General features: G+C 44.0%; 9 protein-coding genes. 1 reads left to right on the forward strand and 8 read right to left on the reverse strand.

Annotated elements, in window-relative coordinates:
- Window positions 1-650 precede the first annotated feature (650 nt).
- The 8 genes from U5K72_17315 to U5K72_17350 form a co-directional block, all read right to left on the reverse strand.
- Window positions 651-1,760: a family 20 glycosylhydrolase gene (locus U5K72_17315; GenBank protein MDZ7720579.1), complete on the reverse strand. Its 1,110-nt coding sequence runs from the start codon at window positions 1,758-1,760 to the stop codon at window positions 651-653.
- Between the two features lie 409 nt (window positions 1,761-2,169).
- Window positions 2,170-3,735, reverse strand: a complete 1,566-nt coding sequence (locus U5K72_17320) for an aldehyde dehydrogenase (NADP(+)) (protein MDZ7720580.1) — start codon at window positions 3,733-3,735, stop codon at window positions 2,170-2,172.
- Window position 3,736: 1 nt separating this feature from the next.
- Window positions 3,737-4,576 (reverse strand): fumarylacetoacetate hydrolase family protein, encoded by an 840-nt coding sequence (locus U5K72_17325; GenBank protein ID MDZ7720581.1) that lies wholly within the window; start codon window positions 4,574-4,576, stop codon window positions 3,737-3,739.
- 195 nt (window positions 4,577-4,771) lie between these two features.
- Complete coding sequence (locus U5K72_17330; protein MDZ7720582.1) at window positions 4,772-5,923, reverse strand: Sb-PDE family phosphodiesterase; 1,152 nt, start codon at window positions 5,921-5,923, stop codon at window positions 4,772-4,774.
- Between the two features lie 262 nt (window positions 5,924-6,185).
- The gene (locus U5K72_17335) at window positions 6,186-7,283 is read right to left on the reverse strand and encodes an IS110 family transposase (protein ID MDZ7720583.1); all 1,098 of its coding nucleotides are present in this window, start codon (window positions 7,281-7,283) and stop codon (window positions 6,186-6,188) included.
- 1,175 nt (window positions 7,284-8,458) lie between these two features.
- Window positions 8,459-9,790 carry a GntP family permease gene (locus tag U5K72_17340; GenBank protein MDZ7720584.1) on the reverse strand — a complete coding sequence of 444 codons (1,332 nt, stop codon included), beginning with the start codon at window positions 9,788-9,790 and terminating at the stop codon, window positions 8,459-8,461.
- Between the two features lie 439 nt (window positions 9,791-10,229).
- Entirely contained in the window at window positions 10,230-11,582 is a 1,353-nt protein-coding gene (locus tag U5K72_17345) for an AGE family epimerase/isomerase (protein ID MDZ7720585.1), read from the reverse strand.
- 20 nt (window positions 11,583-11,602) lie between these two features.
- Entirely contained in the window at window positions 11,603-12,727 is a 1,125-nt protein-coding gene (locus U5K72_17350; protein MDZ7720586.1) for an alkaline phosphatase, read from the reverse strand.
- A 111-nt stretch (window positions 12,728-12,838) separates the two neighbouring features.
- Between U5K72_17350 and U5K72_17355 the strand changes: the two genes are divergently transcribed.
- Entirely contained in the window at window positions 12,839-13,360 is a 522-nt protein-coding gene (locus U5K72_17355) for an RNA methyltransferase (GenBank protein MDZ7720587.1), read from the forward strand.
- The last annotated feature ends 64 nt before the right edge of the window (window positions 13,361-13,424 follow it).

Below are 13,424 nucleotides of genomic sequence, written 5' to 3' on the forward strand. Positions count from 1 at the left end.
TAGGGATGGGGTTCGAAGCAGAGCCATCCAAGGATTTCACATATGTATTCAGGGAAAAAAGTAATCACTTCAAATTCTGAAAAGTTTTCAATTCGTTTTTTTAATATCTATTACCGTCCGCTTTAGCTGACGGAGAATAAAGGAACATTAGAAGTCAGTGGCTTTAGCCACATTTGATTTGTAAAACGATCTTTTTTACGAGGTAAACTTAATCCCTTTATACTGCTCCAGCCATTTTTTTCTAAAAACTCATCGACCTCCTCTTTGAAGGATACCTTCCTGAGATGCTCTTGCGGGGAGTAGATATATGTTCGTCCTATTTGAGGAGTTTTTTTACCCCTTCTTTTAGTCCGAATCTAATAATGCCTCTTCCAGTTTACATTAATTTTTGAATGACATGAGTCATGTGGCTAAAGCCACACCTGTTTAAGAATCTCCCTGTCCGTCAGCTAAAGCAGACGGTAATAAATACTTATTTCTCTTACCTGCGATTTTCTTGTAACCTCGCAACATCTCTTCCTGAAATATAGCGAGGAGACCTTCAGTTCCTCAAACCGCTAAACACAAGTACGGGTCAAACCCTTGGAAGGTTAAAGCACCTTCAGCAGTTTATTTTCAGGGTCCATTTCAACATGCTTCAAAGCAGGATTTTACTCTACGTCTAATTGATTAATCTCATCATACATCGTTTTAAATGTATTCCATTGGGTGCTGTCACCGCGCTCCTCATCCAGTCGTTCTTCGTAATATGCATCCATAAAATCACCCGCTCCCGACCAAATTGTCTGCATAACACCGTAATATCGATCTTTCATTTCATCTGTGGATTGATCTCTAAATCTCAGCATATCCTCCACCTGCTTCACAGCTACATCGGGAGTTCTCCAGGGGCATGATATCACCCGAAATCCCTTCATCGCAAAATAAGCTGCTGTGGGATAAGCGGTTTCATAGTGCCAGTCGTTAATCACCACATCTTTTGGAATCAGATCAACAGCACGATATGTATTATTCATACTCGCTTCCCACATACCAATACCCGTTGTTTTTCCATCGATAAGCCGGTCGCCCCAGATCCAAAGTTCTACTCCCTGGTCTGCAAGATGATTTCTGATTTTGGTCACCTCACCGGCGTACAACTCCGCTTTATCTCTGCCGTGGCAACGCGGACACTGCTCATGCCCAATGTAAAAAACCTCGTCCATGCCTGCGTGAAAGGCATCTGCTTCAAACACCTCCACAATCTCATCCACAATATCAAAAACCACATCGTGGACGTCGGGATGCAGCGGGCAGTAGCTTTTGCAGTACAATCCATCCTCATTCGGCCATTCGTACTCCTCCGGCATTTCGATGTCGGGTGTTTCGTCGAACTCCGGGTATTCCTCAAGCAGGTTTTCGAGATCTCCAGCCCAGGATTGATGACCCAACAAATTCACCTGTGGAATGAGCCGGATTCCATTTCTATTACCGGCAGCAACCAGTTTTTTTACATCCCGTTTAGAGAGAGCTATCGAATCTTGAAGCTCCGGACGGCTTTCATACTGATAGTTATAATCGACCCGTAATACCAATGTATTTACATTTCTGGGAGCCAATTCCTCGTCCATAAATTTTACAAACCGATCTACTTCATCAACTTGCGGAGCCGCAATGGCAAATCCGCGAACCGTCAGGAGGCTGTCCAGGGGTTGTTGGGCAAACAGATTGGTTGAAATTAACAGAAGTAACGGTATGAACAGGGAAACAAGTTTTTTCATCGATCAATAATTTTTGTTATAAATACGTAGATGAAAAATAACAGCCTGTTTCAATTATTCCAGTTTGATTCACTTTCAGTCATTTTTTGGAACTGGTTCCAATATATCGGATATTCATAGCCCTGAAATTTTGGCGCTGCTTCGCTTTGTATCAAATCTTTTTCTCATTTCCTTGTTCCGAAGGTCTCCTTCGGAACATTGCCCTTGGAAGCTCTGCTTCTGGTAAAATATCCATAGTGTTTAATTCCTTTTTATCTATTGGTGTGATAGTTGAGTAGAAGCGGAGTTTCGGGTTGGCGTTCCGAAGGAGGACCTTCGGAACGAGTGAAGTGAACGAAGAGCAACAATAATAGAACAGATAGGAATGAGGCAGTTGAAATGTACTTATCCTTCATGATAGAATCGGATCTTAAGCAATCGAATCTTTAGAAAACTCCCCATCCACCAGCCGCCAGATGCCTCTTGGATTCTCATCTTTCAGTTCATCCGGCAGGGTAATATTGGGAAAATCCTGGTAACAGACCGGGCGGGCAAATCGCCGGATTGCGGTAGTTCCGACGGATGTACTTCGGCTGTCGGTTGTGGCGGGAAACGGTCCGCCGTGAATCATGGCATGGCAGACACGGACACCTGTTGGGTAGCCGTTAAAAATAATTCGTCCCACTTTTTGCTCGAGGATTTCAATCAGTTCTGAATATTCGGCCAGATCTTCCTCTGTTCCATGAATAGTGGCCGTTAAGTGTCCCCGCAACCGCTGGGCTGCCTGGATCAACTCCTCTTTTCCTGAAGATGAAACCAGCACTGTGGACGGGCCAAATACTTCTTCCTCTACCTCCTGGTTCTTAAAATAAACGGATGCTGATGCCCGAAGTAATGCAGACGATCCCCTGTATCCATTTTCATCGTCATCGCCTTTTGCCAGAACTTCTATCCCTTCAATTTTGGAGAGTTTTTCAAGGCCGGATTGATAATTTTTCTGAATTCCTTCATTCAACATCACTCCTGCCGACACACGTTTCATCCGTTCTGTAAGTTCAGATTGAAAGGAATCAGCATCTTCGGTTTCCTGGTGAAACACGAGTCCGGGATTGGTACAAAACTGCCCAACTCCCAGCGAAACCGATCCGGTGAGTTCTTCAGCAAGAGATTCTTTTCGTTCTTTCAATGCACCGGGCAGAATAAAAACGGGATTTGTACTCCCCATTTCGGCATAGACGGGAATGGGTTCGGGGCGTTTATTGGCTTCCTCAAACAGAGCCGTTCCGCCTCCGTATGATCCGGTAAATCCAACAGCCTTAATTTTCGGATGACGCACAATGGCCAGTCCGGCCTCATGAGAAGTCCCGTGAACCATCGAAAAAACACCATCCGGCATTCCGGTTTTCTCAGCGGCCTTTAAAATAGCTTCAGCCACCAACTCACACGTTCCCGGGTGCGAGGGATGAGCTTTCACCACAATCGGGCATCCGGCAGCCAGCGCCGACGCTGTATCTCCGCCGGCAACTGAAAAGGCAAGCGGAAAATTGCTGGCACCAAATACACCAACAGGTCCGAGTGCTTTTCGCATGCTGCGAACGTCAGGTTCACCGGTATCAATTCGGGCATCCACCCATGAACCATCGCGAACCACATCAGCAAAAAGTTTGAGTTGATTCACGGTTCTGCCGCGCTCTCCGGTTAATCGCCCTTCCGAAAGGCCCGATTCTTTCATACACCGGTCGATCAGCTCATCACCCAGCGCCATGATCTCATCTCCAATGGCATCCAGGAAATCCGCTCTTTCTCCTGCACTCTTTTTGCTGTATTTGGGAAATGCATCTGCGGCCTTCTCCGCTGCATGATTCACTTCTCCCTCTGTAGCCTCATGAAAAGCCGGGTCTAATGAATCTTTTGTTGCGGGATTTACCGCCTGGAATGTGTCTTTGTTATCTGCTGATTTTTCGTTTCCAATAAAATTTTGTCCTGTAAGAGCCATATTACGATGCGACTTTGTTAATTAAGATTCCAATGGGTTGAATGGTAATTTGAATTTCGTCACCTGCCTGGAGTGTAAAATCTTTTCCGGGCACAATTCCGGTTCCGGTCATTAATAAACTTCCAAATGGAAATGAGCACTCCCGGTACAGATATCCTACCAATTCTTCAAATTCCCGTTTTATCTGGTCGATTCCAATTTCATCCGAAAATATATCTTCTCCATTCCGAATAATTTCTATTTCAACTTTTGTACTCTCCGGCAACGGTTCATCCGTCACATAAATACAGGGGCCAACAGCGGCTGAACCATCGTAAGATTTGGCCTGCGGCAGGTATAGCGGATTTTCTCCCTCGATACTTCGCGAACTCATATCATTGCCAATGGTGTATCCCACAATCTTCTGGTTTGATGTAATTACCAGTGTGAGTTCCGGTTCGGGGACATCCCAGGTGGAATCTTTTCGAATTCGAACTTCTTCTCCTGAACCCACACATCGGTGACGATTTGATTTAAAAAACAACTCGGGCCGATCAGCCACATACACCCGCGCATAAAAATCTCCGCCACCGGCCTCTTTCGATTCCTCCTGCCGGCCCAGCTTGCTGTTGTAGTAGGTTACCCCGCTGGCCCAGATCTCTTGATTCTGAATGGGTGGTTGCAATTCGTTCTCAATGAAACTCTTTGCATCTTCGATCGGATTTCGGGATCGAATTACCTTTTCTGCTTTCGCAAGCAGATCATCATCATTGACAAATGAATCCCAATCTTCATTCTCAAGAAGATAAAATGAATCATTTTTGTTGATAAGAATACCGCTATCGGTCTTGTAAATTTTCATCGGCTTTTATCTATTTCATCATTTAACTGTTTAACTCATAAGTGAGCTTTGAGGACTATATTCCGTCTTCGCTCCACTCAAAATGACGTCTGTTTGAGAGCCCCATTGGGATTCCTTCGGGCAATGAGGCTGTATACCGAATGAAGACGAAAACTATTGCTCAGATTCATAAACACCCATAAATAACTCCCATTTCTACTCAATTTCAATATCAAAAAATATTTGGGGATGTTCATCCGGAGCGGTCACTGCATTGAGGACTTCAAAAGGTAATTCGATGGAATCCACCCGATCCAGAGTTTTAATATTCAGGACTTTCACAGACATTGGTTCAATCGTCAGTACATCCGGCTGCTGATGCAATGTGTATTCACTCTGGTTTCGCAGGATATATTTAGAACTGGAGTGATTGGTAATCTTCACATTCAGGACAGATGTATCACCCAAATAACCAATTTCAGAAAGTTCAAGGGATTCCTCGATAAGCGGAACGAGAAACGGTTCGTGACCAATCAAAAAATCATTCGACCAAACAACGGTATTTCCATTCATCAGGCTCTCTTTCAGAGCTTCTTTCGTTCTCTCTTCAGAAAACACAAGTGTAACCGGACGATGTCCGCCGTGATGCACATCATACTCCCAATCGATCAACCCGTGAATATCAGACGTTCCCAGGATTGTTAAATCGTAATCCAATGCAATCTGCAGAGCTTCTTCTGAATAGGTAAACTCGTTCACAACTTCAATGCCGTGAAGCATCCCTCCTTCAATTAGCTCATTATGAACATCAGAAAGCCTGGCAACCCCGTCTTTTCTCTGGCTTATCCAATTCGGATGATTCCAAAAAATGAATGCATCCTGATTTTTTGCAGCCCGAAAAGCATCCATAAAATCATCCGTAAGAAGTTCATTGGCATCTTCTACAAAAATGGCATTGGAATGGCCGGGCGGCATATCTCGTGTAATTTCAGAACCGTTAATGACAATCAAATCGCTATTGGCGGGCCGTGATTCTTCTGCAACCTGGTAGGACCGGTTTCGATCGGGATGAGGGATATCATCCTCATGTGGCTGATATTCCAGGTGATCGGTTATGGCAATCACGTCGATATCATCTCGTAAGGCCTCTTCAGTTCGAATATTGGGCCACACACTTCCGTCTGAAAATACGGTATGCATGTGGAGATCAGCACTGAGAGTGTGATAACCCGGTATATCCGGAAATACGATTTTTCTGTAGTCGTGAGTATGTTCATGTGAATGCTGAGCCAATGCCGGCATGGCAAATATAACCATACACAGTGTTGCTAAAAGGCTTTTTTTGATCCGGTTTTGTTTTGATTTCATTTTTTTGATGTTTTGATTTTTGGCAGGTTTTATGTTCAAACTATGATATAACAATATTTCAGGGTTTTTTCTTAAAGCTTTCTTTACGAGTCCGTTAATTTTTTATTGATGGTTGATTATTCAGCCACTTTACTCGTTCCAAAGGTCGTACATGTTTAGCGGTTTAAGTCAAACAACCTGACAGAGCACCGTGCTTTTCGGTTCCTGTCAGGTACTGTGTTAAAAATCAATATATTTTTATAGTTTTTGAGTTCAAAGAACATCATGATGCTTTTGCATGTGATGTATCTACTGTAGCCTCTCCGTCAGCTGATGGAGGGGCTATCTTTGTTTGATGTTGGTTGCGTTGGTTTTGAATGACATCCGGATCAAATGTTTGTTGTTTATTCCACAATACATACATGTAGGTCAGTAGTTTTTTCTGAACAGCTACGTGGGCCTTCATCTTCACATTGTGGACCGAGAGCAGTCGCTGGTATAATTCATATACCGGACCCCGCTCACACCGCACAATGGTCGAGGCAGGCATATACATCGTCTTGCGGATATATTTGGAGCCTTTTTTGGAAATTTTCGGTTGTCCGGTCCATTTGCCGGATTGTTTGACCACCACATCATAACCGCTAAAGGAAATTAACTGAGAAATGCTGTGGAACTCAGCGAATCCGTTGGTCTCAGCCAGGATGCAGGCAATCGTCAGCATGCCGATCCCGGGAATACTTTTCAGACAAGCGACCGAGGTCTTCAGATCGTTGCGAGACTTCAGGTGTTTTTTGATAAGACGGGTCAGCTTGTCAATTTGCTCACTGAGTGTCTGAATACACTCCTGTAGAGCTCCGTCAACATAACGGGCTGGCTGCCCGCTGTGGGAAAGGGCGTGAAGTTGGTTACGCAACTGTGTGCGCTGCTCCAACAATTCCGAACGCGTACGGGTCATGGACCGCAATTCCCGCCAAAACGGATCGATTCCCTTCCACGCAGACAGCTTGCGTTCGGCTCCCATCAGCGAGAGTCCCTCAGCATCAATTTTATCGGTTTTACTGCGATATCCCTGAGATTCGATAAACTTTTTTGATTGACTGGGCAGGACCACGGCCAGATGAATCTCCGGGTGATGCTGGCCAATATGCAGGGCCAGTGGTTCATAATACACGCCGGTGGCTTCCATCGTCACACGAACCGGGGCTGGTTGTTTGTTGGTGTGTCTCCTCAACCAACGCATACAGGCTTTAAAACCAGAGAGTTTGTTTGCAAAAGTTTTGCGGGCAAGTAGATGGTAGGTTTGTTCGTAAAGATTGTAGCGTTGCAGACACGCACTGAACTCATCTTTGGACATATCGGTACCAAGGCTGTAAATCATGGGTATTATGAAGTTTTGGTTCACATTTAAACGCTAAACAGGATCCTGACGCACCCAGCATGTCTCATAAATTGGTGATATTGCTACGAGCCGACTCGAAAGCAATTACAATAGGTACTGTTGGAGGTCAACGACAGAAAAATGGGCCCGGATATACCTGACAGAGTACATCCAGCACAAGCGGTGCTCGAACTGGTGTTTAGAGTTGGGAAGGAAGTACCAGACCCATTCCTTGTTCAGCAATGTTCATAAAAACGTTTCAAATGGTTACATTTCCAAATCATATGGGAGATGTAACATATGAGAGTTGTGGGATAAGGTATTCCCCTCGAAAACCGATCCACGCGACTCTGGCAGGAGCTATCGCACTCTGCCAGGACGCTAAACAGATACCAAAGGTCTCCTTAGGAATGCCACAACTGAAGCTCTGCTTCTACATTTTAATGCGTAAACTCCTTTAAAATTCTTCCCAGATTCCCTTCGAATTGGTTTTTACTGCTCTTATCATTTCATTGTCAACTACTTCGAATCGGACAGAAGCCCCCTTCTGAACAGAACTCGGTAAGCCTCCACACAGTGGTTTGGGGCAACAGCCTTGAAAGCGTTTGTAACACAGCCCCTCGGGGTCGTGAGTCATTATCAAAAAATGTTTATCAGCTCGGGGCATCTGATTTTATGGTTCTACAACCCACGGCTGCAAACAGTTCGCATTGCTTCTGTTCTTACCGTGGGCTATTTACTTTTCACCCCTTTGGGGTGCGATTGTCCAAAGACAATTACTCGTTCCGTAGGTCTGCTGCGAAACAACCGGTCGACGCTCACAAACTCGTTCCAAAGAACTCCTTCGGAACGCCAAACCCGAAGCTCCGCTACGACATTCTTGAACGTATAACTTTTCAAAAATTCATTCCCACTACCCCTCGACTCCAACTTCAGCCTTTCCAATAATCTCGCCTCGGGGATTCATTATGCTTATTTATTCTACCCCGGGTTTCAATCGCTTTACTCTTTTCACCCGGGGCTATTGATTTTTAACTCCTTCGGAGTTGACTTTATAATCAATCTCTTATCATTGTTAACTGCTTACTGTTTTCTACTCGTGCCAATGATCTCCTTTGGGAATGTGCCGATCGAAGCTCCAAAGTTCATTGTCTACCGTCTACCGTCTACTAAAACTATCCTATTATCAAATACAATAAAAACAACGTACTCGCTGCAGTCACTCCCAAAACCATAGTCCCCAAACTGAACAACCGATATCCCATTTTAGTGTCCATTCCAGATAACTGAGTTACCACCCAGAAAAAGCTGTCGTTGGCATGGGCAAAAACGGATGATCCTGCTCCAATCGCTATCACCACCATCGCTTTTTCAAGTTCGGTTTCAAAACCGAGAGTTCCCATCATCGGCATAATGATAGACGCTGCTGTAATAAGGGCCACGGTAGATGAACCCTGTGCCGTTTTAATAGCTGCGGCAATTAAAAATGGCAGCCAGATACTTAAATTAATATCTGCAAGTGCCGATCCAAGAATTGCTGCAATTCCCGAATTCTGGAGAACTTTCCCAAAAATTCCGCCCGCACCGGTAATCAAAATAATAGATGCGGCATTTTTCAGGGCATCTCCCACCCAACCCTCGGTTGAGATCATATTCCACTCAAATTTTTTCGGCAATAAAAAGGAGAGAAACATTCCAATCAACAGGGCGATCATCGGCTCACCCAAAAACAACAGAATATTTACGAACAAATTACCCGGTGCAATCTCATACATGTTGATAATGGATTGCACTACAATCAAAAGAATCGGTACAAACACCGGAAGTGATGATTTAAATGCGGTCGGGGCTTTTTGCATTCGCTGTTTCATATCCTCGTCATCAACTTCGGGAATGGGATCGATGTAGGTTCTCGATACATATTTATTGGCAAAAATTAGTCCGGCAAATAACGCAATCGCACTAATGGGAACTCCTAACAGCATCACCAGGCCAATATCTGCGTCTAAGATTCCAGCCGCTGCAATCGGTCCGGGTGTTGGGGGAACAAGTGTATGGGATGCAGTCAATCCCAGAGCAAGAGCAACCGCCGATGCTGACAATGTAATCTTTGCTTTTTTCGAGAGGCTTTTGTTTAACGGTGAGAGAAGTATGAACCCGCTGTCGGCAAAAACGGGAATGGAGACAAACCACCCGATGATTCCCATTGCGGAAGGAACTCGCTTTCGGCCTGTCATCTGCAACACTTTCTCAGCAATTTTATAAGCGCCGCCTGAGTGCTCCAGAAATGCGCCAATAATCACACCAAAAACGATCAGCAATCCAATTCCGCCAAGTGTATTTCCAAATCCTTCATTGACAGAAGTGATGATTTCATCGAAGGGCATTCCCACACAAACTCCGTAAAACAGTGCCACCAAAAACAGCACAATGAAGGGATGCATTTTATATCGTGCTGTCAGTAAAATGATCAACGCGATACTGAGAATCAGGTAGACAACGGCCATAGTTTAAGCAGATATAGTGTGCATTTTTCTAAGAACAACACTCTTAATACTGAATTTTTTTGAATTTAGAAACCGGTTCCGGATGAAAAGTTACCCCGAAATTTTAAGTTTAAGTATGCTAAAATATTAAATAACAGTAGTTTAATACATTTAACAAGTGGAAATGGTGATTTTAGGAAAATAACCGACCTTGAATAGTTGGCGGGAAAAAGGACAACGAGAGAACCGTGAGAAGAATCCTTTCATACCGGTGAGAAGCGAAATTTAAGAGCTGGAAGCGTGATGGACCATTGAAAGGATTCCACGGTGAACTCGTGTCCGCCGCCAAGTATTCACAGTCTTGATTTTTTCGTTCTTTTGTATCAAGACAAAAGGACATACAACATGAAATATGTTTACACTTACAAAAATGGGGTAAGTCCTCGTTCCGGATTTCGTGTCATTTGTTTAAATACTCAACACAATTCATCAAAGATCTGACCGTATGATAATTTCCCTTCCAGATGTGTGCTTTCGGATCGGTTCTGTTACCAGGTTCTTTGTCCAGTCCGCTGTTGTACCACCCGCCGTGTTCAGAGTCGATCAGGTTTTTCTGAATGTACTCCCACTGTTTTGCAAATTTATTGAAGTAATTCTGCGGATCACCCGGGTATAGATTCGCCATAATCAACAGAGTATTCAATCCCTCTGCCTGTGCCCACCAGTTTTTGGTGTCTTCAATGATGGTAAGATCATCATCTCCCCGGAAATAATAACCAATATCATAGAATCCGCCTGCTTCATCATCCCAACCGGTATTGAGTGTATGATCCGTTAATTTTTTTGCGATTTGATGGGTGGTTTCATCCTCTTCCATTCCCAAAATATGAGCCGCCTCCAGCAACAGATAGGCTGTTTCAATATCATGCCCGGGAGTTACATGATCTGTGTTTAGATTTTCCAGTATCACAGAACGGCTTGAATCCTGATAGGATCGATGGGTCCAATCAGATTCAAAATAGAGATTCAGATACCCCTTTTCGGTCACCATTGTATCTCTGACGATGTAAAACATCTCTTCCAAACGCTCTCTCACCAGATCATCCGGCCAAACGGAGTAGAGTTCGGTAAGAGCTTCTAATATATGGATCCCGCTGTTGTAATCTTTCGGGGTTCCGGTTGTATCGGGAATTCCCTCTCTGCTCAGCGGTTGGAAATATCCTCCGTGAACCGGATCGTGAGAATGCTTTTCAAGCCAGTTGAATGTTTTTTTAGCAAGATTCAAAGCGGATCTGTCTTCAGAGAATTCATAAAAAGCTGAAAGACCATAGAGGGCAAAAGCATTGCCATAAAGTGTTTTGCTGATCTCATCTCCGTTGTTTTGAATTACTTCCCCCCGGCGATTTACAAGTTGATAAAATCCCCCGTACTCATCATCCCACATATGCTCCTTCAAAAAATCAAACCCGTGTGAAGCATATTCTCTGAAAGCCTGATCATCGGGAAAGTTGCCGCTCAGTTTTGAGAGCGTCCACAGGTGCCGGGATTGTGTTACAATCATCTTCTGCTGTGAACCCATTTGCTTCCAATCATATGAAAACCTGCTTAGGTAACCACCATGCTCTTTATCAATAGCACGCGGATACCAAACATCAATCAGATCTTCTAACTCATTTTGAATATCCCCCGCAATTTCTGACCGAACCTCTTCACGATCAATAACAGAGTTTTTGACTGTTTGATCAGAAGAACAGGTGATGAGAAAGGCCTGAATTGCAATCCAAAATAAACTATAAAGTGCGGCCTTTCTCATTTTATCAATTGGTTGAGGGATTAATCCTGAATCTCTTTACCCCAGATTGAGAACAGTTTTCGGGCAATTTCTGTATTGTCATACGCTCCCCTGAAGATTTCAGCAGACGGACCATAGCTAAAGAGTGGTACATGTTCGGCAGTATGTCCACCTGTAGAATAGTGATACCTTAATTCCCCCTCTTCGGCACTTGGCATCGTCAAGCCCCCTGTTTCGTGATCTGCAGTCACAATCACGAGGGTATTTCCATCTTGCTCAGCAAAATCTAATGCATGGCCAACTACCGTATCAAAATCCATCAGCTCTTCAATCATCAACTCGGCTTCATTGTCATGGCCCATCCAATCGATCTGTGAACCTTCGATCATCAGGAAAAAACCTTCTTCATTTTGTGAAAGCTGTTCAATGGCTGCATTCACCAACTGGCTGGCCTGGTCTCCCCTTTCTGCTGCCTGTGCCATGGCACCACTTTCAAGAAAAGCAACGACACGATTTTGTCCGGCTATATGTGAAATCTCTTCCTCAGCATCTATGTACAGGTACCCCTTTTCTTCCATTTCTGAAATCAAATTGCGATCGTCCGGTCGTGTACCTCCGGCACTTTCTGGCAAAAAGTATTCCCATCCAGCACCCAGGAGCATATCAATACCAGAATCCACAAATTTCTCAGCTATGATATATTCTTCTCCACGATCATCATGATGAATGGCATATGCCGCAGGAGTGGCATGTGTAATCTGGGACGTTGCCATCAGTGCCGTTGCTTTACCAAGTTCATTGGCATAGTGTGCAATACTTTGAACTGCTGTAGTTCCGTCCGGCAGAACACCCAACATACCGTTTATGGTTTTATACCCGGCTGCAAAAGCCGTTGCACTGGAGGCTGAGTCCGTCACTTTACTGTCATGTGAATGAGTATAAACGGTTCCGCTGTAGGGCATGGAGGTCATATTTAAATTTCCATGTGCATATTTTGCAGCCGTGATTTGGGGATACCCCATCCCATCTCCGAGCAGGAATATGATATTTTTTGGAGTGGATTCCTGAGCGGATTGATTTTGACTTTGCGAAGTTTGACAGGAAACAGATGACAGGATGAATATTAATGAAAAAAAACTGAGCAGTAGATTTCTAATGGTATGCATTCCTTTTGCGTTCTACGATTTATGTTGATTTGATGATTGTTTAATGTAACATTTACGATGTGACATTGTGGTAAAATTTTAAAGCTTAATCAATTCTTAACTCCTAAAAAATTGAAAAAACTTTCAACCCGGCAAATTTTAAAAAACAACCAACAGCGAACAGCTCCTCTGCGTGACCGGTTTCTGCTCTGGCTTCACGATATCAGAAGTCTTCATAACGTTGGAGCCGCTTTTCGAAATGCAGATGCATTCGGAATTCAGGAACTCTGGCTTTCAGGGTTTACCCCGACTCCGCCCCGCCCGGAAATCACAAAAACTGCCATTGGAGCTGAAGAACATGTAAAGTGGAAAAAAATTGAGAATGAAATTGAACAGATTCATCAACTCAAAAAAGAAGGATATAAAATTCTGGCACTGGAGCAAACCACCAACAGTATTCCTATTCATGACTATAAAATTTCCGGTGATCCTGTTTGTTTGATTCTGGGGAATGAAGTCACCGGTGTGGACGAACAACTACTCCCCGAAATTGATGCTGCCGTGGAAATACCCCAATTCGGGATGAAGCATTCGCTGAATGTATCCGTGGCCTCCGGTATTGCGTTATATGCGTTTTATGAGAAGTATTTGTGACCCACCACAAATCCCTCCCTATCAAGCAAAAGAGCGTAACAAGGAGGAACTTTAATTTAAGATT

Source organism: Balneolaceae bacterium, from assembly GCA_034521495.1.
Taxonomy (GTDB): Bacteria; Bacteroidota; Rhodothermia; order Balneolales; family Balneolaceae; genus Rhodohalobacter.